The organism is Amycolatopsis balhimycina FH 1894 (assembly GCF_000384295.1).
GTDB lineage: Bacteria > Actinomycetota > Actinomycetes > Mycobacteriales > Pseudonocardiaceae > Amycolatopsis > Amycolatopsis balhimycina.
This window is the reverse complement of sequence record NZ_KB913037.1, coordinates 5,217,619-5,238,675: the sequence shown is the minus strand read 5'-3', so window position 1 is coordinate 5,238,675 and position 21,057 is coordinate 5,217,619. Positions and strand designations below refer to the sequence as shown.

General features: G+C 70.8%; 21 protein-coding genes. 10 read left to right on the top strand and 11 right to left on the bottom strand.

Going from position 1 to position 21,057, the window contains the following annotated elements:
* Positions 1 to 31: 31 nt before the first annotated feature.
* The 9 genes from rpmH (at position 32) to A3CE_RS0123370 (ending at position 6,186) form a co-directional block, all read left to right on the top strand.
* The gene (rpmH, locus tag A3CE_RS0123405; RefSeq protein WP_013231070.1) at positions 32 to 175 is read left to right on the top strand and encodes a 50S ribosomal protein L34; all 144 of its coding nucleotides are present in this window, start codon (positions 32 to 34) and stop codon (positions 173 to 175) included.
* A gap of 21 nt (positions 176 to 196) precedes the next feature.
* Entirely contained in the window at positions 197 to 631 is a 435-nt protein-coding gene (gene rnpA / locus A3CE_RS55325) for a ribonuclease P protein component (protein ID WP_084641732.1), read from the top strand.
* A 5-nt stretch (positions 632 to 636) separates the two neighbouring features.
* Positions 637 to 993 carry a membrane protein insertion efficiency factor YidD gene (gene yidD / locus A3CE_RS0123400; RefSeq protein ID WP_043792525.1) on the top strand — a complete coding sequence of 119 codons (357 nt, stop codon included), beginning with the start codon at positions 637 to 639 and terminating at the stop codon, positions 991 to 993.
* 5 nt (positions 994 to 998) lie between these two features.
* Positions 999 to 2,147: a membrane protein insertase YidC gene (gene yidC / locus A3CE_RS0123395; protein ID WP_020642546.1), complete on the top strand. Its 1,149-nt coding sequence runs from the start codon at positions 999 to 1,001 to the stop codon at positions 2,145 to 2,147.
* A gap of 29 nt (positions 2,148 to 2,176) precedes the next feature.
* A complete protein-coding gene (locus A3CE_RS0123390) occupies positions 2,177 to 2,737 on the top strand; it encodes a Jag family protein (protein ID WP_026468784.1) in 561 nt (186 codons plus the stop codon).
* Positions 2,738 to 2,809: 72 nt separating this feature from the next.
* Positions 2,810 to 3,352, top strand: a complete 543-nt coding sequence (locus A3CE_RS0123385; RefSeq protein WP_020642544.1) for a DUF6886 family protein — start codon at positions 2,810 to 2,812, stop codon at positions 3,350 to 3,352.
* Between the two features lie 145 nt (positions 3,353 to 3,497).
* The gene (gene rsmG / locus A3CE_RS0123380) at positions 3,498 to 4,190 is read left to right on the top strand and encodes a 16S rRNA (guanine(527)-N(7))-methyltransferase RsmG (RefSeq protein ID WP_020642543.1); all 693 of its coding nucleotides are present in this window, start codon (positions 3,498 to 3,500) and stop codon (positions 4,188 to 4,190) included.
* A gap of 77 nt (positions 4,191 to 4,267) precedes the next feature.
* Positions 4,268 to 5,188 carry a ParA family protein gene (locus A3CE_RS0123375; RefSeq protein WP_020642542.1) on the top strand — a complete coding sequence of 307 codons (921 nt, stop codon included), beginning with the start codon at positions 4,268 to 4,270 and terminating at the stop codon, positions 5,186 to 5,188.
* Complete coding sequence (locus tag A3CE_RS0123370) at positions 5,185 to 6,186, top strand: ParB/RepB/Spo0J family partition protein (RefSeq protein ID WP_020642541.1); 1,002 nt, start codon at positions 5,185 to 5,187, stop codon at positions 6,184 to 6,186. Before A3CE_RS0123375 ends, A3CE_RS0123370 begins: the two co-directional genes overlap by 4 nt.
* A gap of 134 nt (positions 6,187 to 6,320) precedes the next feature.
* On the opposite strand, the gene A3CE_RS0123365 is transcribed toward A3CE_RS0123370, so the two are convergent.
* Positions 6,321 to 7,265: a D-alanine--D-alanine ligase family protein gene (locus A3CE_RS0123365; RefSeq protein WP_020642540.1), complete on the bottom strand. Its 945-nt coding sequence runs from the start codon at positions 7,263 to 7,265 to the stop codon at positions 6,321 to 6,323.
* A 35-nt stretch (positions 7,266 to 7,300) separates the two neighbouring features.
* Positions 7,301 to 8,620 carry an aminotransferase-like domain-containing protein gene (locus tag A3CE_RS0123360; protein WP_020642539.1) on the bottom strand — a complete coding sequence of 440 codons (1,320 nt, stop codon included), beginning with the start codon at positions 8,618 to 8,620 and terminating at the stop codon, positions 7,301 to 7,303.
* A 213-nt stretch (positions 8,621 to 8,833) separates the two neighbouring features.
* Between A3CE_RS0123360 and A3CE_RS0123355 the strand changes: the two genes are divergently transcribed.
* Positions 8,834 to 9,478, top strand: a complete 645-nt coding sequence (locus A3CE_RS0123355; protein ID WP_026468783.1) for a GNAT family N-acetyltransferase — start codon at positions 8,834 to 8,836, stop codon at positions 9,476 to 9,478.
* Positions 9,479 to 9,699: 221 nt separating this feature from the next.
* Here A3CE_RS0123355 and A3CE_RS0123350 read toward each other — a convergent pair whose 3' ends face one another.
* The 9 genes from A3CE_RS0123350 to A3CE_RS0123305 form a co-directional block, all read right to left on the bottom strand.
* Positions 9,700 to 10,848, bottom strand: coding sequence for an N-acetylmuramoyl-L-alanine amidase (locus A3CE_RS0123350; protein WP_020642537.1), 1,149 nt, complete (start codon positions 10,846 to 10,848; stop codon positions 9,700 to 9,702).
* Positions 10,849 to 11,129: 281 nt separating this feature from the next.
* Complete coding sequence (trxA, locus tag A3CE_RS0123345; protein WP_020642536.1) at positions 11,130 to 11,453, bottom strand: thioredoxin; 324 nt, start codon at positions 11,451 to 11,453, stop codon at positions 11,130 to 11,132.
* A gap of 33 nt (positions 11,454 to 11,486) precedes the next feature.
* The gene (gene trxB, locus A3CE_RS0123340) at positions 11,487 to 12,479 is read right to left on the bottom strand and encodes a thioredoxin-disulfide reductase (protein WP_020642535.1); all 993 of its coding nucleotides are present in this window, start codon (positions 12,477 to 12,479) and stop codon (positions 11,487 to 11,489) included.
* A 77-nt stretch (positions 12,480 to 12,556) separates the two neighbouring features.
* Positions 12,557 to 13,354 carry a hypothetical protein gene (locus A3CE_RS0123335; RefSeq protein WP_026468782.1) on the bottom strand — a complete coding sequence of 266 codons (798 nt, stop codon included), beginning with the start codon at positions 13,352 to 13,354 and terminating at the stop codon, positions 12,557 to 12,559.
* A complete protein-coding gene (gene sigM, locus A3CE_RS0123330) occupies positions 13,351 to 13,974 on the bottom strand; it encodes an RNA polymerase sigma factor SigM (RefSeq protein WP_026468781.1) in 624 nt (207 codons plus the stop codon). Before sigM ends, A3CE_RS0123335 begins: the two co-directional genes overlap by 4 nt.
* Before the next feature lie 31 nt (positions 13,975 to 14,005).
* On the bottom strand, positions 14,006 to 15,595 hold the full coding sequence (locus A3CE_RS0123325; protein WP_043791015.1) for a protein kinase family protein: 1,590 nt from the start codon (positions 15,593 to 15,595) through the stop codon (positions 14,006 to 14,008).
* Positions 15,596 to 15,674: 79 nt separating this feature from the next.
* A complete protein-coding gene (gene murJ, locus A3CE_RS0123320) occupies positions 15,675 to 17,594 on the bottom strand; it encodes a murein biosynthesis integral membrane protein MurJ (protein ID WP_020642531.1) in 1,920 nt (639 codons plus the stop codon).
* A gap of 727 nt (positions 17,595 to 18,321) precedes the next feature.
* Positions 18,322 to 20,475, bottom strand: coding sequence for a DUF6049 family protein (locus A3CE_RS0123310; protein ID WP_020642529.1), 2,154 nt, complete (start codon positions 20,473 to 20,475; stop codon positions 18,322 to 18,324).
* A complete protein-coding gene (locus tag A3CE_RS0123305) occupies positions 20,472 to 21,026 on the bottom strand; it encodes an NUDIX hydrolase (RefSeq protein WP_026468779.1) in 555 nt (184 codons plus the stop codon). Before A3CE_RS0123305 ends, A3CE_RS0123310 begins: the two co-directional genes overlap by 4 nt.
* Positions 21,027 to 21,057 lie beyond the last annotated feature (31 nt).

Here is a 21,057-nt window from a genome sequence, read left to right as displayed (position 1 = left end):
GGACACGACACCGCGAGACACAGGAGAAGCAGTGAGCAAGGGTAAGCGCACCTTCCAGCCGAACAACCGCCGCCGCGCGAAGACCCACGGGTTCCGCTTGCGCATGCGGACCCGCGCCGGCCGGGCCATCCTGGCGGCCCGCCGTCGCAAGGGCCGCGGCGCGCTGTCCGCCTGATCGCCCCGATCGAGGCGCGCCGTGCTGCCGGCTGCCGCACGTCTGCGGCGGAGTGAGGATTTCCGCGTGGTTCTCCGTCGCGGCTCCAGGGCAGGCAGGCGCCGCCTCGTCGTCCACGCGCTCACCACGGACCCGTCCATGGCCGCCGATCCACCGTCGGCGGCCAGGGCGGGTTTTGTGGTGAGCAAGGCCGTCGGGAACTCGGTGGTCCGCCACCGAGTCACCCGCCGGTTGCGTCATCTCGTTTCGGCCAGACTCGGAACACTGCCCGCCGGCACTTCGTTGGTCGTACGGGCATTGCCACCGTCGTCGACCGCGTCCAGCGCCGAGCTGGGATCCGATCTCGACGCCGCGTTGCGTCGGCTGGGGCTTCTGTCGTCGCACCGTCCGGCCGGGGATGTCCTCCGCCCGACGCGTCCCGCGGACGCGGCCCCCGACCACGGATCAGCGGTGTGACCGGCATGCGAGCCAACCCCGAGCACGACTCAGCCCACGACCACTCCGAGCACGGCCACTCCGGGCACGACTTCGACGACGTCGTCGAACCGAGGCCCGGACCGGTCGCCTGGGTGCTGCTGCTCCCCATCAAGCTCTACCGCAAGGCGATCTCGCCCTTCCTGCCGCCGGCTTGCCGGTTCTACCCGAGCTGCAGCGCGTACGCAGTCGAAGCCCTCACCCGGCACGGTGCCGGCCGCGGCTCCTACCTCGCGCTGCGCCGGCTGCTGCGTTGCGGCCCCTGGACGCCGCCCGGCCGCGACCCTGTGCCCGAGCCGTTCTCGTGGCGTCACCGCAGACCTGAAACACCGATCGAGGAGTAGCAGCAGTGCTCGATTTCATCTACTACCCCGTGTCCTTCATCCTCTGGTGTTGGCACAAGGTCTTCGGCCTGGTCTTCGGGGAAGCCTCGGCGATCGCGTGGATCCTCGGCATCATCTTCCTGACGTTCACCGTGCGCGGCATCATGTTCAAGCCGTTCGTGAACCAGGTCCGGTCGATGAAGAAGATGCAGGACTTCGCGCCGGAAATGAAGAAGATCCAGAAGAAGTACGCGAGCGACCGGCAGCGCCAAGCCGCGGAGATGCAGAAGCTCCAGAAGGAGCACGGCGTCAACCCGCTGGGCAGCTGCCTGCCGATGCTGCTTCAGATCCCGGTCTTCATCGGCCTGAACCACGTGCTCCGCGCGTTCACGATGCCGCCGCCCGGTGGCGGGCCGAAGACCGAGAACTACTTCTTCACCCAGCACGACGTCCAGTCCTACGTCAACGCGAAGCTGTTCGGGGTCAACCTCGGCGAGGCCGTCTACAACGGCGTCGGCGTCGTCAGCGGTGGAGCCACGAACGTCGGCTTCCAGTGGGGCGTCCTCCCGGTCGCGCTGCCCCTGATGATCGTCGCGTCGATCGCCACGCACCTCACCGCGCGGCACTCGGTGGCCCGCCAGAACGCCGCGTCGGCCACCCCGCAGACCGCGATCATGAACAAGCTGACGATGTACATCTTCCCGCTCGGTGTGCTCGTCTTCGGTGCGCTGTTCCCGCTCGGCCTCCTCTTCTACTGGCTGGCGAACAACGGCTGGACCCTGATGCAGCAGCGGCTCGTCTACACGAAGATCGACAAGGAAGAGGCGGCCCGCAAGGCGGAGGCCGCCGAGAAGCGCGCGACGCTCGGGCCGAAGCCGGGCCAGAAGCCGACCGCGCCGAAGGTCGGTCAGAAGCCGGTCCAGCAGAAGAAGAACCAGCCCGCCCAGACCGGCTCCCAGAAGAAGGTCACGAAGGCGGGCTCGGCCCACGGCTTCGCGCAGACCACGCCGGCGGAGGCGGCCGCAGCAGCCGCCGCCGCCAAGGCGGACGGCGCGACCGCGGCGGAACCGGCCTCGGCCGACGCAGGCAGCCAGAACGGCTCGAAGGACAACGGCACCGGCGTGCCGGGCCTTCTCAAAGACTCGACCAGGAAGTCGGGCCGGAAGCGCCGCTGAGCGCGACCGGTTCGGAGAGGAGACGAATGATGTCGGAGACGATCGACACGATCGAAGCCGATCAGGACGACGTGACCCCGGAGCCGGCCGCCGACGAGGCGGGCGAACAGAAGGCGGGCGGTGGCGACGACATCCTCGTGCAAGAGGGTGACATCGCCGGCGACTACCTCGAGCGCCTGCTCGATCTGCTCGACTACGACGGTGACATCGACCTGGACGTGGAAGCCGGCCGCGCGATCGTGAGCATCGACGGTGGCGAAGACCTCGAGAAGCTCGTCGGCCCGCGCGGCACGGTGCTCGAGGCGCTGCAGGAGCTGACCCGCCTGGCGGTCCAGCAGGAGACCGGCTCCCGCAGCCGGCTGATGCTGGACATCGCGGGCTGGCGTGCGGACCGCCGTGAGGAGCTGCGCGAGCTCGGCAGTTCGACGGCGGAGTCGGTCCTGAAGAGCGGCGAGCGGGTGCGGCTGCAGCCGATGAGCCCGTTCGAGCGCAAGGTGGTCCACGACGCGGTGGCGACGGTCTCCGGAGTCACCAGCGAGAGCGAGGGCGAGGACCCGAAGCGCCGCGTGGTGATCTTCCCGGAGTCCTGAGACCCGGTTGCCGAAGCGGCCCCACCCGACTGGTTCGGGTGGGGCCGCTTCTTTGTGTGCTAGGTGTTGCTCATGCGTCCCGCGCCCGGTGAGGTCCTCCACTTCTCGGAGGACCCGGCGATCACCCGCTTCGAGCCACACGTCGCGGCGACCGCGCGACAGCCGGAGGCGTACGTCTGGGCGGTCGGCGCGGACCGGGCGCCGGACTACTGGTTCCCGCGCCAGTGTCCGCGCGCGATGGCTTGGGCGACGGTGGAGACCTCCCCCGAGGATCGATCACTCCTCGGCCCCGGCGTCGATCGCGTGCACGCGATCGAGTACGGCTGGCTGGAGGCGATGCGCACCGTGCGGCTGTTCGCCTACCGGTTCGCGGCGGCGTCGTTCCGGCCCTTCGGTACGCACGCTCATGCTGTCGTCGCGACCGAGCCGGTGGCTCCGCTCGGACCGCCGGAGCCGGTCGGTGATCTGCTGGCGTGGCACGAGGAGGCCGGCATCGAGCTGAGGGTGCTGCCGAACCTGTGGCCGTTCGTCGACGCGGTGGCGGACAGCTCGCTGGGCTTCAGCGGCATCCGGCTGGGCAACGCCCGGCCTCGGCCGAGCGAATTACACACGTGATGTTTCACGTGGAACCGTCCACAGCGGCGGCCGCCTGAGTGGAGTTGTCCACATCTGCGGTCTGTCGGCTCGTTTTCGCCTCGACATCGGGGACAATCGAGCGAGCGCGGTTTCACGTGAAACCGGCGGACGAGGAGCAGGCGGAGTGAGCTTGGAGCAGGCCGCCGCGGCGGTGCGAGCCGCGGCGGAGCGAGTGTTCGGTGAGCACGTCGACCAAGCGGCCGGGTACGTCGAACTCCTGGAGCGCCACGGCGTCGAGCGTGGCCTGATCGGACCCCGGGAAGTCGAGCGGCTGTGGGAACGGCACGTGCTCAACTCGGCGGTGATCGGCGAGCAGCTGCCCCCAGGGGCTCGCGTCGTCGACGTCGGGTCGGGGGCGGGGCTTCCGGGAGTACCGCTGGCGATCGCGCGACCGGACCTCGATATCGTTCTGCTCGAACCGATGGCCCGCCGGGTGGACTGGCTGGCCGAGGTCGCCGAGAAGCTGGAACTCCCGATTACCATCGTCCGTGGACGCGCGGAGGAGCGGCCTGTGCGTGAGCAGCTCGGTGGCGCCGACATCGTCACCGCTCGCGCGGTCGCCCCGCTCGCCAAGCTCGCGGACTGGTGCCTGCCGCTCGTCCGTCCCGACGGCTTCCTGGTCGCCCTCAAAGGTGCCAGCGCGGCGGACGAGATCGATCGGGACGGCGCTGCCATCCGCGAGGCCGGCGGTGCCGATCCGCTGATCGTCGAGTGCGGTGCGGCTGTGCTCGAGGTCCCCAGCACGGTCGTGAAGATCCGTCGCCTGCCGTCGAAGACGGCGCCGGGCAAGCCGAAGGCGCGGAGCAGGAAGCGTTAACGAGTCGCGATGTTCCACGTGAAACGACGCGACTCGACCACCGACCAGACGTCTAGATGGAGGAGGTGTCGAGACCGGTGAATCCCCCGCCGTCCGACTCCACGGAGACCAGCCACGACGTGGGCTGGACGCCGATCGCCGAAGAAGCCGCCCGCGCCGCGCGTCTGCTGCACCCGGAAAGGACGCTCCCCCGCCCTGGTCGCCGTCGCGTGATGACCGTCGCCAACCAGAAGGGCGGCGTCGGCAAGACCACCAGCACGGTCAACCTCGCCGCCGCGCTCGCCGTCCATGGGCTCAAGACGCTCGTCGTCGACCTCGACCCGCAGGGCAACGCGAGCACCGCGCTCGACGTCGACCACCGGTCCGGGACGCCCTCCATCTACGAGGTGCTCATCGGCGAGGTGACGCTCGCGGAGGCGGCCCAGCCGACCGAGCAGTCCCCCAACCTCTTCTGCGTCCCCGCGACGATCGACCTCGCCGGCGCCGAGATCGAGCTCGTCTCGATGGCGTCCCGCGAGTCCCGGCTCAAGGAGGCCATCTCCTCGGAGATCCTCGACGAGATCGGCGTCGACTACGTCCTCATCGATTGCCCGCCGTCGCTCGGTCTGCTGACGGTCAACGCGATGGTCGCCGCGCAGGAGGTGCTCATCCCGATCCAGTGCGAGTACTACGCCCTCGAAGGTCTCGGGCAGCTGCTGAGCAACATCGAACTCGTGCAGCAGCACCTCAACCGCGAACTCCGCGTCTCGACGATCCTCCTCACCATGTACGACGGCCGGACCAAGCTGGCCGACCAGGTGACGAACGAGGTGCGGAACCACTTCGGCGACACCGTGCTGAAGACCGTCATCCCCCGCAGCGTGAAGGTGTCCGAGGCACCCGGATACGGCCAGACGGTGCTGGCTTACGATCCCGGTTCGCGTGGGGCGATGAGCTACGTCGACGCGGCCAAGGAGATCGCCGAGCGCGGCGCACAGATGGAGGGCAGTTCGACATGACCGAGCGTCGAGGAGGGCTGGGGCGCGGCCTCGCCGCCCTGATCCCGACCGGACCCACCGGCGGTGGTCCCCTGCCCGCGCCCGGCGACGGGACGGCGGCGGACAAGAAGGCGGCCGAGGACAAGGGCTGGTTCGCGGCCAACGGCCAGGCGAAGCAGCACAGCGGCGAGGTCGCCGGTGCGGTCTACCGCGAGATCCCCGTCGGTTCGATCAAGCCGAACCCGAAGCAGCCGCGCCAGGTCTTCGACGAGGACGCGCTCGCCGAACTCGAACACTCGATCCGCGAGTTCGGGCTCATGCAGCCCATCGTGGTCCGCGAGCTCGGGAACGACGAGTACGAGCTCGTCATGGGCGAGCGGCGGCTGCGGGCGTCGCAGCAAGCGGAGCTCGAAGCGATCCCGGCGATCGTCCGCCAGACCGCCGACGAGTCGATGCTGCGCGACGCGCTCCTGGAGAACATCCACCGCGTCCAGCTGAACCCCCTCGAAGAGGCGGCGGCGTACCAGCAGCTGCTCGACGAGTTCGCCGTCACCCACGAGGAGCTGGCGAGCCGGATCGGCCGCAGCCGTCCGGTCATCACCAACACGATCCGGCTCCTCAAGCTCCCCCTGCCGGTGCAGCGGCGGGTCGCCGCGGGCGTCCTGTCCGCCGGGCACGCGCGTGCGTTGCTGTCGCTGGAGGACGCCGAAAGCCAGGAAGAGCTCGCCGCCCGCATCATCGCGGAAGGCATGTCGGTCCGGGCGACCGAGGAAGCCGTCACGCTCAAGAAGAGCGAGAAGCCGGCCAAGCCGAAGCCGGCGCCGCGCAAACCGATCCAGGCGCCCGGGTTGCAGGAGCTCGCGAACCGGCTCTCGGACAGGTTCGACACCCGCGTGAAGGTCGACCTCGGCCGGCGCAAGGGCCGGATCGTGCTCGAGTTCGGCTCGGTCGACGACTTGGAGCGGATCGTCTCGATCATCGACGCGAACACGGCAAATCGGACACCGGATTCCGATTAGGGATCACCCCAGGGCGTTTCGTCACGGTGATGATTGCGAATCGCAGCCGCGGAGAGCACGCTGGGTGATGATCTTTCGCGGCACGAAAAAGGCCACCACGGAGTCATCCGTAGTGGCCTTTCGCGTGTCAGGGATCAGCGGGCGATCGCCCTCGAGATCAGCTCCGAGAAGACACCGCCGAGCGACTTGCCGGCCGCTTCGATCGACATCGGCACCGTCGACGTCTCGGTGAGACCCGGCGACAGATTGACGGCGAGGAAGTTCACCGTGCCGTCCGCGGCGACGATCGCGTCGGTGCGGGAAATGTCGCGCAGCCCCATCACGCGGTGCGCGGCGACGGCCAGCTCGGCCACCGCCTTGGCCGCGGTGTCGTCGAGCCGGGCCGGGGTGAAGAAGTCGGTCAGGCCGGCGGTGTAGCGGGCCGTGAAGTCGTACACGCCGCTCTCCGGCACGATCTCGACCGCGGGCAGGGCCTGGGGCCCGTCCTCGCCTTCGACGACCGTCACGGCCACCTCGACGCCCTCCACGTACCGCTCCGCGAGCACCGTGTCGCCGTAGGCGAAGCAGCCGACCATCGCCGCCGGCAGTTCCGCCGCCTCGCGCACCACCTGGGTGCCGAGCGCGGAGCCGCCCTGGTCCGGCTTGAGGATCAAGGGCAGGCCGAGGCGCTCCACCATCGCGTCGAGCACCGCCTGCGCGCCCAGCTCGCGGAACATGCTGTGCGGCAGCACCACCCAGCCCGGCGTCACGAACCCGGCGTTCTCCAGCAGCGCCTTCGCGGTGGGCTTGTCCCAGGCTCGCCGGCAGCCCTGCGAGCCGGTGCCGACGAACGGCACGCCCAGCGTCTCCAGGACCGTCTGCACCGAGCCGTTCTCACCCTCGCCGCCGTGCAGGGCGACGACCACCGCGTCCGGGCGCTGGGTGCGCAGACGCTCCAGCAGGCTGGCGTCGGTGTCCCATTCGTGGGTGTCGAAGCCCTCGGACTTCAACGCCGCCGAGAGCCGCCGGCCGGACCTCAGAGAAATGTCGCGTTCGTGCGAGAGCCCGCCGGCGAGCACGGCAACGGTACGGTCGACCACCGTAGAAACTCCTTAGTAACTGCGGACTTCCGGTTTCAAACGGTGTCCGGTGAAGGTGTCTGCGGCCCGCGGATCCGGCGCGTGCCCACGTTACCGAAGGTGCGGGCAAGGTCCATTTCGGACTCGAGCACGCCGGCCAGCCGCCGCACGCCCTCGGTGATGCGCTCGGGCGTGGGGTAGCAGTAGGACAGCCGCATCTGCCGGCTGCCGAAGCCGTCGGCGTAGAAGCCGGTTCCGGACGCGTACGCCACCCGCGCGGTCACCGCGCGCGGCAGCATCGCCTTGGTGTCGACGCCTTCCGGCACCGTCACCCAGACGTAGAAGCCGCCGTCCGGCTTGGTCCAGGTGCAGCCCGGTGGCAGGTGCTCGTCGAGCGCGGACAGGATCGCGTCGCGCCGCTCGCGGTAGTTCTCGCGGAACTTCTTGATCTGGCCCTTCCAGTCGTGCGTGGCCAGGTAGCGCGACACGATCATCTGGTTGAACGTCGGCGGGCACAGCGTCGCGGACTCCGCGGCGAGCACGAGCTTCTCGCGCACGGCGTGCGGCGCGAGCACCCAGCCGACGCGCAGGCCGGAAGCGAACGTCTTGGAGAACGAGCCGAGGTACACGACGTTCTCGGGGTCGGCCGACCGCAGCGCCGGGTAGGTCTGGCCGTCGAAGCCGAGCAACCCGTACGGGTTGTCTTCGACGACCAGGACGCCGTGGTCGCGGCAGATCTCCAGGATCTCCGCGCGGCGCTCCACGGCCAGCGTGACGCCGGCGGGGTTGTGGAAGTTCGGGATCGTGTAGAGGAACTTGACCCGGCGGCCGGCCTTCTCGGTCTGGTCGAGCGCCTCGCGCAGGAGTTCGGGCACCAGGCCGTGGTCGTCCATCGCCACGTGCACGACCTGCGCCTGGTACGCGGCGAACGAGCCCAGCGCGCCGACGTACGAGGGGCCCTCGGCGATCACGACGTCACCCGGGTCGCAGAACAGCCGCGTGACCATGTCCAGGCCCATCTGCGAGCCGACGGTCACCACGACGTCGTCCGGGTGCGCTTTGATGCCCTCCAGGGCCATGATTTCGCAGATCTGCTCGCGCAGCACCGGGACGCCGTGCGCCGAGCCGTACTGCAGTGCCACCAGACCGTCTTCGGCGATGATTTCCGCCACCTGCGCGGACAGCGTGTCGAGCGGGAGCGCCGCCAGGTTCGGCATGCCGCCGGCCAGCGAGACGACCTCGGGCCGGCTGGCCACCGCGAACAGCGCCCGGATCTCGGAGGCGGTCATCCCGGCGGTGCGCGCGGCGTACCGCTCGAGATGCGGGTCGAGGCTGTGGCGGCCGCTCTGCGGCTTGCTGGGGCGGTTCTCGGTCATCGACGATTCACCCAGGGCTCGGTGGACACGGCGGCTCCCGCGGGAGCCGGTAGATCCCATCGAGTGTAACCGGGCACCCATCCGGGACCCCTGGCCTTTCGGTGCTTGTCACATCGGCCTATCCTCGACCGTGGCTCCTGTCTTCGTGCTGTGGATCTTGCGCGGCCGGACGAGCGGGCAGCCGGTCGGGAGCGCAGGTCAGGGAGGTCGCGAGTGTCGCGTCGCGTCGTGGGCGTCACACTGGACAACCTTGAGCACCTGCCCAAGAGCTGCCGCCGGTGCGTGTACTGGGAACTCGCCCCGCACCTGAAGAACCAGGCGGAGGAGTTCGGCGCCACCGAGGTCGAGAAGGAAGCCTGGGTCTCGAGCGTGCTGCTCGAGTGGGGTTCCTGCGGCCGCATCGTCTACAGCGACACGCTGCCGGTCGGGTTCGTGCTGTACGCCCCGCCGAACGCCGTCCCGCGCGCACTGGCCTTCCCGACGTCGCCCCCGAGTGCCGACGCCGTGCTGCTGACGGCGTTCCAGGTGCTCCCGGAGTTCCGCGGTGGCGGCCTCGGCCGGATGCTGGTGCAGGCGGTCGCCAAGGACCTGACCAAGCGTGGCGTGCGCGCGATCGAAGCGTTCGGCGATGCTCGTCCGGAAGAAGCCGATCCGGACGGCGGCCACAGCTGCGTGCTGCCGGCGGCGTTCCTGCAGAGCGTCGGCTTCAAGACCGTCCGCCCGCACCAGAAGTGGCCGCGCCTGCGCCTCGAACTGCGCTCGGCGATCACCTGGAAGGAAGACGTCGAGGCGGCGCTGGAACGGCTGCTCGGCCAGGTGACGATCACCACCGCCGAGCCGAGCCTCGGTCGCGCCTGACCTTCCCGCGAAACCTACCCGCAAACGTTTGCGTCCCTGCTCGGGCAGGCCTGTAACGGGCGTGTGCACAGCTGTGGAAGAAGTGCCGAGTTATCCACAGAGCGCTGATAGGAGCGGTGGACAACCTGTGGAGAACTGCCCCGAAACCTGGGGACGCGCGCGTGGCGTCCCCAGGGGTGGTGGGGCAGGTGAAGGAGAGCCGCTAGGGGTTGTGGTCGGGCTTATTCGGCCTTCGCGAGCTCGTGCGCCAGGACGTCGGCGAACGTGAACGTTCCCGTCGGCTGGTCGCCCTCGCCGAGCAGGTACAGCCGCTTGACGGCGATGAGGATGCCCTCCGCGACGATGTCCCGGAACGCCGGGTCGCCGAGCTTGCGGGCGTCGTCCGGGTTCGTCAGGTAGCCGATCTCGACCCGGACCGCCGGGCAGCGGGTGCGGGTGAAGATCTCCCACGTCTTGTAGTGCGTGCGGCAGTCCAGCATGCCCGTGCGGGCGGCGACCTCGCGCTGGATGAAGCCGGCCAGCAGCTCACCGACGGTGGACGTGGTGCCGTTGCCGGTGCCGAAGTGGAAGCTCGCGATGCCCTGCGCGCGCGGCGAGGGGTTGCTGTCGCTGTGCAGGGACAGGAACAGGTCGGCGCCCGCGTCGTTCGCGAAGCGGGCGCGCTCCAGCTCGGTCGGGCTGTGGTTCGGGCCGCGGGAGATCAGCGCCTCCATGCCGGTGGCCTTCATCCGGCCCTCCAGGCGGCGCGCCAGGTCCCACGCGATGTCGGCTTCACGCAGCTCACCGGCGACCACGCCGAGGTCGTCGCCGCCGTGGCCGGGGTCGATCACGATGCGCTTGCCGCGCAGCCGCGGCCCGGCCTGGCGCACCTGCTCCTGCTCGCGCAGGAACACGGGGCGACCGCCCCGGGCCCGCGGCGACGACAGGCGGTGCAGCTCACGGATGGTCGCCGGACCGCACATGCCGTCCGGCGTCAGGCGCATGTCGCGCTGGAACGTCTTGAGCGCGCGCTCGGTCTGGGGGCCGAAGTACCCGTCCGGGCGGCCGGCGTCGAAGCCGAGCTCGGTCAGCCGCTCCTGCAGCGTGAAGACGTCGTCACCCTGGATCGGGGCCGCGATCGTGTACGACAGCGGGCGGCTGCCCAGGTGGTAGCTGGAGCCCTTGAGCGCCTGGAACGTGGCCGGACCCACGATGCCGTCGGTGATCAGCCCACGGCGCTGCTGGAAGGCACGGACAGCGTGCTCGACGGCGACGTCGAACGTGTCGTAGTCGCCGGTGTCGGTGACCGGCGGGAGCAGGTCCATCCCGGCCAGGATGGACCTGATCTCGGCGACGTCCGGACCGGCGTCACCGCGGCGGAGTACCCGCATGCACTCCTCGCTCTTCCTCAGGCACCGAATCGGGGGCTCGGTGCGTGGCAGGACTTCGGGAAAACCTTCGCTGGGACGCACCCAGGCCCTCTATTGTGCCTTGCCAACTCTCGGTGACAGCGTAGGCCCGGTAGGTGCGTCAAGGGCCCGATCGTGGAGTACCCGCGGTGGCCGTCGTCACGCTCCATTCACCCACATCGGACAGATTCCCCCGAAGGACGGACAAACCCGGGGTCCGCGGAAGATTCCCGCAGGCCCCGGGTCCGCCGGGCTGGTTCGGTTCAGAGGACGTCGGCGAGGTCCGACAGCAGCGCGGCCTTCGGCTTCGCCCCCACGATCTGCTTCACCGGCTTGCCGCCCTGGAACAGGATCAGCGTCGGGATGGACATCACCTGGTAGTCACGCGGCGTGTTCGGGTTCTCGTCGATGTCGATCTTGGCGATGGTCAGCTTCTCGCCGTTCTCGGCCGCGATCTCCTCGAGCACCGGGGCGACCATCTTGCACGGCCCGCACCAGGTGGCCCAGAAGTCGACGAGGACCGGCTTCTCGCTGGTCAGGACCTCGTCGACGAACGTCGCGTCGGTCACCTTCACGGTGTTGGACATGGTTTCTCCTTCAGGTGGTCGAAAGCCGGAAAGTCAGTTGGTGCCCGCGCCGTAGCCGCCGCCGACCAGCTCGGCCGCCTCATGGGCGTCCGGCTCGCCGTGCTCGGCCAGCCATCGTTCCGCGTCGATCGCCGCACTGCACCCCGAACCCGCGGCGGTGATCGCCTGCCGGTAGGTGCGGTCCACGAGGTCGCCGGCCGCGAAGACGCCGTCGAGGTTCGTGAAGGACGTCTTGTCCTTCGTGACCACGTAGCCGTCCTCGTCCAGCTCGACCTGCCCCTTCACGAGCTGGCTGCGGGGGTCGTGGCCGATCGCCACGAAGAATCCGGAGACGTCCAGCGTCGACTCGGAGCCGTCCTGGGTGTCCTTCAGCCGCAGGCCCTCGACCTTGCCGTCGCCGAGCACGCCGGTGATCTGCGAGTTCAGCTTCCACTTGATCTTCTCGTTCGCGCGGGCGCGCTCGAGCATGATCTTGGACGCGCGGAACTCGTCGCGCCGGTGGACGAGGGTGACGGACTTCGCGAACTTCGTCAGGAAGGTCGCCTCCTCCATCGCCGAGTCGCCGCCGCCGGCCACCACGATGTCGTGGTCGCGGAAGAAGAAGCCGTCACAGGTCGCACACGCCGACACACCGCGCCCGAGCAGCTCCTGCTCGCCCGGCACGTTCAGGTACCGCGCCGCGGCACCCATGGCGAGGATGACTGCGCGCGCGGCGTAGCGCTTGCCGTTCGCGTTGACGTACTTGACGTCCCCGGTCAGCTCCAGCGACTCGACGTCCTCCGCGCGCAGCTCCGCGCCGAAGCGCTCGGCCTGCTTGCGCATCTCCTCCATCAGGTCCGGACCCATGATGCCGTCCCGGAACCCGGGGAAGTTCTCGACCTCGGTCGTCGTCATCAGCGCGCCGCCGAACTGCGTGCCCTCGAACACCAGCGGTTCCAGCTGGGCCCGTGCCGCGTAAACGGCAGCGGTGTATCCGGCAGGACCCGATCCGACGATGATCAGGTTCCTGATTTCTTCGGCAGCCACCCGTGACCTCCGCTCGTAGTGACCTGTACCAGGCTCAACACGATCGTAGGTGGCCATGTTCCCAGCCGTGACGGCCGCTACTTCTCCCCGACGACCTTGTCGAACAACACGGCCGGATTCCCAGGCCCACAGTCCGCGCCGAAGGCCACGAGCCGGAACTGGGCGAGCTTGCCGGTGGTCAGGATGATCATCACGCCGGCCTTGCCGCCGACGTTCACCGGCCGGATGCCCTCCGGGCGCACCTTCGGGTCGAGACCGGCGGCCGCGACGCACGCGTCGAGACGGTCTTCGTTCTGCAGCGGGCCGAAGTCGCGGACGCCGACCGCCTTGCCGACCAGGGCCTGGGCACCACTGCCGTCGCTGCCCACCGACGGGCCGGACGGGGGCGGTGCCGCGACGTTCGGGTTGCCGGTCTGCGACGACGTGTTCGGGATCGCGACGGTCACCGCGATCGCCGCCGCGGCCGCGGTCAGGACGCCGGCGGCCCAGCCGAGCCGCTTGTTCCGGCGCCGCCGGGCCGCCGCGAGGTCCACCACCGGGGCGTTCCCGGGCCCGGCCTGCTCCGGTGCCGTGTGCGGCGACGACTGTGCTTTCCCCGGAAAGGCGGCGGCCGCCTCGGCGGCCAGTGCCGCCTCGAGCCGGGCCGCGAACTCCGCGGGCATCGGCGGGGCCGGCGCGGCCGCGAGCGAGGCCAGGTCGGCCTGCGTGGCGTCGAGGGCCTCCAGGATCGCCCTGGCCTCCGGGTCGGCGTTGACCAGCGGCCACAGTTCGGCCGCCCGTACGTCGTCCAGGACGCCGGCGTGGAGATCGGCGAGCACGTCGACAGACCAGGGCGGACCAATGGTCCCCCCGATCCCCCGGCTTTCGTCCGTCATCGTCCCTCCCCGCTACCCGGCTGACGCCCGGCCCGTTTGCTTTCGTGAGTTGGGACGTTCGCAATCGCATCGGGGTTCCGCAGGTGCCCGAGAACCTTCGCGAGCTTCCCGCGGCCCCGGGCGCACCGGCTCTTCACGGTGCCTTCGGCGATGCCGAGCATCTTCGCCGTCTCGGCAACGGAGTATCCCTCGACGTCGACCAGCACGATCGGGGCACGCTGGTCTTCGGGCAGCCGGCTGAGGGCTTCGCGCACCAGCAGGCTGGTCTCGCGCTCGGCCATCGAGTCACGGGGCGTGGCGGGCTCGTTGAAGCCGGTCTCCGGCAACGGCACGGTCGGCCGCGCCTGGCGGCGGCGCATCCGGTCGAGGCAGGCGTTCACCACGATCCGGTGCAGCCATGTCGTGACCTGCGACTCCGCTCTGAAGTTCCCGGCCGCGCGAAACGCCGAGATGAAGGCGTCCTGCAACGCGTCGGCGGCCTCTTCCGGGTCGCGGACCGTGCGCAGGGCGACCGCCCACATGCGGTCGCGATGTCGCTGGACGAGTTCGCTGAACGCATGAGGGTCCCCCGCGGCGTGAGCCGCTATCAGATCCGCATCCGTGGGAGCTGCAGCTGTCACCCGCGAGAGCCTACTGACCCTGTCGGGTGCGTCACCCCGCAGGCAGGAAGGCCAAGTCACCGATTTCGGTCATGAACTGCCCGTCGGCGTCGCCCAGCTGGGTGATCCAGACGATGAAGTACTCGCCCTGTGTCGGCTGAGCCAGCGGGATGGTCGTTTCGCCGTCCTTCAGGTCGCCGTTGCCGATCACCTTCGTGTCGGCCAGGTCGGGGTTCTTCGCGGTCGCCGAACGGATCTCGACCTTCGTGCCCGCGGTGCCGGTGATCTTCACCTGGCTGAGGTTGATCGGGTCCTTGAAGACGACGATCAGCCCGACGCCCGGCTTCACCACGGGCAGCTGCTGGCGGTACTTCTCCGTCCGCCAGACCGTGTCGGGATTGCCGTCGGTCGCGTACTTCGCGCGTCCGGGGTTGTCGCCCTTGCCTTCGGGGTTGTAGACGGCCACCGACTGCGGCGGCACCGCGGCGCCCACGGCCGGTGGCTGCGAGGAGGCCGGCGCCGGCGAGGTCACGGGCGGCTTCCCGGCCGGCTGGCTCGACGCCGGCGGGTCGGCGACGTTGATGGTCGGCCCGCTCACCTTCGAGTCGCCCTGGAAGGCGTTGATCAGCATCAGCCCGCCCCAGGCGAGGATGACGACGGTCGCGACCACCAGGACCGTGACGCCCAGCGCGAGCTTGCGGCGCCGGGCGACGTCCTTGACCGGCTTCTTCGTCGTCCACACCGTGCCGTCGGGCTCGGCCGGATCGCCGCCGACGGCCTTGATCAGCTGGGTGCGCTCTTCTTCCTCGGCCACCTGGTCGAGGACGCGGAGGATGGCCGCGCTGGTGCGGATGCCGCCGTTGCCGCCGTCCTCGATCGTGCGCACGGCCAGCGACGAGAGGTCCGCCGGGACGGTCGGCACCAGCTGGCGCGGTGGGACGATCCGGTTCTGCGGCGTCATCGGGGCCGCCGGGATCGCGGGCGGCCCGCCGGGCAGCGCCCAGCGGCCGGTCAGCAGCAGGTAGAGGACCGCGCCGAGCGCCTTGACGTCGTCGCGCAGCGTCGCCTCCGGCAGCGGGCCGGGGAACGCGAGCTTGAGCGCGCCGCTCGGCGTCAGCCGCAGGCGCTGGGGGTGGTCGAGGCCGAGGACGAGCCCGTTCTGGTGCGCCTGTTCGACGGCTTCGGCCAGCGCCTGCACCATCCGGGCGGCCGCGGCGGGCGCCACCGGCCGCTGCGCGACGAGGTCGACCAGGTCGCTGCCCTTGGTCCACTCCGCGACGACGACGCCGAGGAGGCCTTCGCTCGAGGTGACGCCGCTGCCGAGCGCGAGCACGTCGAGCACGCGGGCGACGCCGCCGTGGCCGAACTTGGACGCGTGCGTGGCGCGTTCGAGCGTTCGCCGGGCCAGCCGCGCGGCTTCGGGATCCGCCGGGTCGCCGACCAGCAGCGTCAGCGCGACGTCCCGCTTCAGCTGCCCGTCGCGCGCACGCCAAAGGTGCGCGTCGCCCCGCTCGTCCACGCCGAACTGCGCGAGGAGGCGGTAGCGGCCGTCGCCGACCACACGCCCGGGGGCCAGCGATCCGACCTGGGCCTTGCCCACGTGGTTCGCACCCCCCGCCTGTTCGCTCCGCCTCGTGTCCACCCGCACTCTCCCGTTAGCTCCCCGCGCCAAGGTTACCCAGAATACGACGCGGGAGTCGTCGCCATCCGTACCGCAATCGTTACCCGCGCTTGATCAACCGGGTGAACCTCGAAGTGGCCGGCTTCAGCTCCTCGACCTTCAGGGCCATCAGCACACCGAACGAGACCACGATCCCCACGATGCTCTGCAGGAGAAGCTTCGCCCAGGCTCCCAGTTTCGGGCCGAACGCGTCCGGCACGATCTGGCCGGCCACCCACGCCGCGCCGACGCCGAGGGCGCTCGCCACGACCGTGAAGAGAATCACGCCGATCACTCGTTTGCTGCGCAAGTTGCCCAGCGTCACCCAGAGCCAAACCTGCCCGAGGATCGCGCCGACCACGAACGTCAGCGCGTTGACCATCATCACGCCGAGCACGACGTTGTCCGGCGACAGCAGCACCGGGCACAGGTACAGCAGCGGCACCTTGACCAGCGTCATCACGATCATGATCAACGTCGGCGTGCGGGCGTCCTTCATCGCGTAGAACACGCGCATCTGGAGCATGACCAGCGCGTACGGCAGCAGCGCGAACGCCGAGATCGCCAGCGCGTCGCCGAGCCGCTCGGCCGTCTCGACCGTGCCCTTGCCGAAGGTGAACAGCGCGATGCCGATCGAGCCGCCGACCACGGTCATCACCGCGGAGATCGGCACCAGCAGCACCGTCGACATCCGGGACGCGTACGACAGGTCGCCGATCAGCTTCTTGTGGTCGCCGTCGGCGGCCGCGCGGCTCATCCGCGGCATGATCGCCGTCAGCAGGGAGACGCCGATGACGCCGTACGGCAGCTGGAAGAGCAGCCAGGCGTTGCTGTACGCCGTCACACCGCCGGGAGAACCGCTGGTCAGCACGCGGGTGTTGATCGTGTAGCCGACCTGGCTCACCGCGACGTAACCGAGGATCCACAGCGCGAGGCCGCCGAACTCCTTCATCTGCTTGTCGATGCCCCAGCGCCACTTGAAGCGGAAGCCGGAGCGCAGCAGCGGGGGGATCAGCAGCAGCGCCTGGGCGACGATGCCGCCGGTGACGCCGATGCCGAGCGTCAGCACCTTGGGGTCGGTGATCGAGACGTGGCCGGTGTCGATGTCGCCCGGCATGACCCAGACGACCAGGATCGTGAAGATGACGACCAGGTTGTTGATCACCGGCGCCCACGCGGTGGGGCCGAAGATCTGCTTGGCGTTCAGCACCGCCGAGAGCAGCGCGAAGACGCCGTAGAAGAAGATCTCCGGCAGCAGCAGGTAGGCGAACGCCGTGGTGAGGTCCGCACTCGCCTTGCCGGACGAGTCGACGTAGAGGCTCGTGAAGGCCGGTGCCGCGATCACCGCCACGATCGTGCCGACCAGCAGCAGCACGAACGCCACGGTGATGAGCCGCTGGGTGTACGCCGTGCCGCCGTCGGGATCGTCCTGCGAGCGCACCAGCAGGGGCACGACCACGCTGGCGAGCACGCCACCCATCAGCAGCTCGAAGATGATGTTCGGCATCGTGTTGGCGACGTTGAACGAGTCGTTCGCGATGCCCTGGCCGATGGCGCCGACCAGCAGCAGCTTCCACAGGAAGCCGGTGATGCGGCTGATCAGCGACGCGATCGCCATCCGCCCGGACGCTTTCGCCAGTGACGGCGCCTTCGCCGGGGCTTCGGGTGCCTCTTCGCCCGGCCGGGGCTTGACCAGCGGCCCCTTGAGCGCCGGCATGACCTGGGTGGCCAGCGCGTCGTACGGGCGCATGACGTCCGGGTCGGCGACCGGCCAGCGCGAGTTCATCGGGACGCCGGCGGTGCGCGGGATGAACCGCGTCGCCTCCGGGTCGCGCGGCGGCTGCTGGGCCTCCTCCTGCCACGGCCGGACCGGGGCCGGACGACGGGTCCCGCGGCCGCGGGGCGGCACGGGGGTGCCGGGCGGCGGCGTGCCGGGGACCGGGTTGCCCGGGGGCGGGGTCGGGGCCGGCGGCGGGGACACCACCGGCGGGGCGGGCTGGGGCAGCCGGCCCTGGACCGACTGCGGACCCGGCGGACCGGGCGGACTCAGCGGACCTGGCGGCGGCGGTACCGGCTGGACGCGCGTGGGAGCCGGAGCGGCGGCGCGGGGTGGCTGTCCGCCGCGTGGCGGGGGGCCTTGCGGAGGCGGGCCCTGCGGCGGCGGGGGGAGCCGGCGGGGCGGACGCCCGTCGCGGGGCTCGTCGCGCACCGGACGCGGGCCGTCGTCCTGGACCGGACGGCCGTCGCGTGGCGGGCCGTCCTCGCGAACCGGCCGCCGGGGCGGCACATCGTCCCGGACGGGCCGGCCGTCGCGAACCGGCGCGTCGTCGCGGACCGGGCGCTGGGCGCGTGCCGGTCGCGGGTCATGCACCGGCACGTCCTCGGGCGTCGGCAGATGGCGCGTGCTGCCGTTGCGGGGCGGCTGACGGCGCCCGCGCTCGGGAGGAGGCGGCGGCGGTTGCTGTGGTGGTGGCTGGCGGCGCACCGGCTGCGACGGTCGAGGAGGCCCCTCAGCCCTTTGCGGGGGCTGCGGCGGGGGTGGGGCGCCTTCGCGCCGAGGACGACTCGCACGCTCGGGTGGTAAGCCCGGCTCTCTCTCCAACGCGCGCCCAATCCTCGGTGCTCTTCCCCCGTGCCGCGGCCCGGTGCCGCGCACGTGCGGACCAAGGGTAATCGGGAACGGCCCGGAACACTCAAAGGCCGAGCGATCAGTCCACGACGTCCCGGCCGGCGCGGGCGTCCTTCACCCGCCGGTAGATCCGCCGGGAGGCGAGCAGAAGCAGGGCCACACCTGCGGCGACGGTCGCGATGATGGTGATCGCGCCGTACTCGGTGGACGTCAGTTCGAACCGCGCGGACGACCCGAGTGGGGTACCGGCGGGGGTGCGCAACGACACATCGACGCTGAACCGGCCGGCCCGCAGCGCCTCCACCGGGAGGAAGTAGTTCTTGCCGCCGCTGGCCGGGAAGAACCGGTCCTGGGCGTCCGCCGGGCGCAGGCCGGTGTTGTTGTCGAGCTTGAACCGGGCGTTGATCCCGACCGGCAGGTCGTTGCTGACGTACACCGGCAGCGGCGAGTTGCCGGACGCCAGCGCGATGGTCTGTTTCGGCTGCGTGACGCTCACCCGCCCGCTGATCGCCGCGAGCTCGGCCTGGGCGTTCGTGGTCGCCGCGCCGGCGGGCAGCCCCCGCCACGCCGTCGAGGCGCCGCGCAGCTCGGCCAGCCGGACCGGCTCGACGACGTCGTCCGGTTTCACCCGTTTGGTGGGATCGATCTGCATCGCGGCCGCCAGGCCGGTGGCCTGGTCCTCGATGTCCGACAGCGCCGAGACGACGCCGGCGTCGATGCCGGCGGCCGTGTCCGGCGCGCCGTCGCCGACCGCGCCGGAGGCCGCCGGATCGTCGGCGAGCAGCGACGGCAGCCCGGTCGCGGTGACCAGACCGGCCTCGAGGAAACCGCCGACCTGCCGGAGGTAGGTGGTGAACTCCTCGGCCGGGGCGTCCCAGCGCCGCGGCGGCGCGACCAGCAGGTGGTCCGGCCGCTGCCCGCCGGTCTGGCCCAGCCCGGCGCGGAAGGCGAGGGCGCCGAGACCGTTCTGGCTCGCGACGGCCGCCTCGGTCGTGGCGGGCACGGTGACCGAGTCCGGCACGGTCGGGACACCCGCCATCGCGGCCGCGATCAGCGAGTCGGTCGGCTGCACGCGGACGGTGCTGCCCTGCACGGTGACCCCGCCGCCGGCCGCGGCCGGCGCGAGCTTGCCCGCGTCGGTGAGGACCGTGCGGACGCCGGCCTCGGCGAGCGCCGAGAGCACCGACGCGCTGGGCGTGCCCGCCGGCCAGAGCACGCCGGTCTGCGGGGTGACCCCGGTCAGCTGCTGGATGATCGCCGCACCGGAGGCGGCCCGGGTGACGAGGCCGGCGTCGCCCGGCCGGATCCGGGTGAGCGCGTCGAGGTCGGCGTCGGCGAACGGCAGGGCCACCACGCACCGGCCGCCGGCCAGTGAGCGGAGTGCGGACAGCCAGGTCTTCGCGACGTCGGCGCCCTTGCCGTCGACGTTCCCCGCGTCGGTGTGGACGAGGTAACCGCGGCTCATCGCCGCGACGGTGGCGAGCAGGTCGGGGTCGAGCGCGAAGCACATCGACTTGGCGAGGCCCGGGTTGCCCGGCAACGCCGTGGCGGCCGCCGTGACCAGCGCGTTCAGCCGGCCGTCGGGGCCGATCTCGGCCGCCAGCCGGTCGTCGGCCAGCACCAGCGGGCTCCCGTACGGCGCCGCGTAGACGTGCGGGACGTTGCTGGTCAGCGGCCAGAGCAGCGTCATGCTCGGCGCACCCGGATGGCTGCCTGCCGCCCGGCCCGGCCCGGCCAGCACCGGCAGCAGCAGGCTGACCGCGCCCAGCCGGGCGGGGCCGCCGAACTCCGGCGTGCCGTTGACGTTGACCAGCAGCGGGTAGACGCCGGCCCGGTTGAGCTGGGCCGCGCGTGTCCCGGTCAGGTTGACGGTGATGTTCAGCGGGGCGCTCTGCCCGGGCGCCAGCGCGTCCGCGACCGGCGTGAAGTCGGTCAGCGGGTTGTCCCTGAGGACCGCGCCGGACAGCACGTCGCCGATCCCGCGTTCGCCCGTCGCCCGCTCACCGACCTGCAGCCGCACCTGCGGCCGGGTGACCTTCCGGTCACCGGTGTTGGTCACCGTGCCGGCGACGGTCAGCGTCGTCGTCGTGCCGGTGATCACGCGCGGGCTCAGCTCGGTCAGGTCGACGCGCAGGCGGGCGGCGCCCTCGGCGGCCAGGGCCACCGGGGCTCCGGTGAGGGCGGGGACGGCCAGGAAGAGGACGGACAGGAAGGCTGCGGCGAACCGCTTCACTCGGGGGCTCCCTCAGGGGCGTGCTCGTCTAGTCCGTGGACGTCCGGGCGCGCGAAAAGTTCCTTGAGCATCTGATTGGCCTTCCGGACGAGCTTGCGCTCGTCGGAGTAGGCGAGTTTGGTCTCCAGCTCGGCCAGCGGAACCCAGGCCACCTCGGTGACCTCGACGTCCTCGTCGGACAGCTCACCGCCGAGCGCTTCGAGCAGGAAGTGGTGCACGGTCTTGTGGATGCGCCGCTTCTCGGCCACGAACCAGTAGTCGATGGTGCCCAGCGGACGCGTGACGCGCGCGGAGATGCCGGTTTCCTCCTTCACCTCGCGCACGGCCGTCTCTTCCACCGTTTCACCGTCCTCGATGTGGCCCTTGGGCAGCGACCACAGCAGTCTGCCGTGCCGGTCGAGCCGGCCGATCAGCACCGCCTGTTCGCGCTCCGCGTCCACCACGAGGCCGCCGGCCGACGTCTCGTCGACCGTGGTCAGGCGCCTGCCGCGCTGACGCCTCCGCCGCCTGCGCGGTTTCGAGGCGCCGGGGCGGCCGGCTGATCCAGACATGCTGCGATGCTAGAGCAAACGGTTGCCCCGG

What these genes read in the sequence shown, in the direction of transcription:
- A3CE_RS0123385 (WP_020642544.1), top strand. Translation starts at nt 2,810, where the DNA reads ATGCGTCCCGCGCCCGGTGAGGTCCTCCACTTCTCGGAGGACCCGGCG.
- A3CE_RS0123305 (WP_026468779.1), bottom strand. Translation starts at nt 21,026, where the DNA reads ATGTCTGGATCAGCCGGCCGCCCCGGCGCCTCGAAACCGCGCAGGCGG.
- trxA (WP_020642536.1), bottom strand. Translation starts at nt 11,453, where the DNA reads ATGTCCAACACCGTGAAGGTGACCGACGCGACGTTCGTCGACGAGGTC.
- A3CE_RS0123370 (WP_020642541.1), top strand. Translation starts at nt 5,185, where the DNA reads ATGACCGAGCGTCGAGGAGGGCTGGGGCGCGGCCTCGCCGCCCTGATC.
- yidD (WP_043792525.1), top strand. Translation starts at nt 637, where the DNA reads ATGCGAGCCAACCCCGAGCACGACTCAGCCCACGACCACTCCGAGCAC.
- A3CE_RS0123335 (WP_026468782.1), bottom strand. Translation starts at nt 13,354, where the DNA reads ATGACGGACGAAAGCCGGGGGATCGGGGGGACCATTGGTCCGCCCTGG.
- A3CE_RS0123350 (WP_020642537.1), bottom strand. Translation starts at nt 10,848, where the DNA reads ATGCGGGTACTCCGCCGCGGTGACGCCGGTCCGGACGTCGCCGAGATC.
- A3CE_RS0123390 (WP_026468784.1), top strand. Translation starts at nt 2,177, where the DNA reads ATGTCGGAGACGATCGACACGATCGAAGCCGATCAGGACGACGTGACC.
- A3CE_RS0123360 (WP_020642539.1), bottom strand. Translation starts at nt 8,620, where the DNA reads ATGACCGAGAACCGCCCCAGCAAGCCGCAGAGCGGCCGCCACAGCCTC.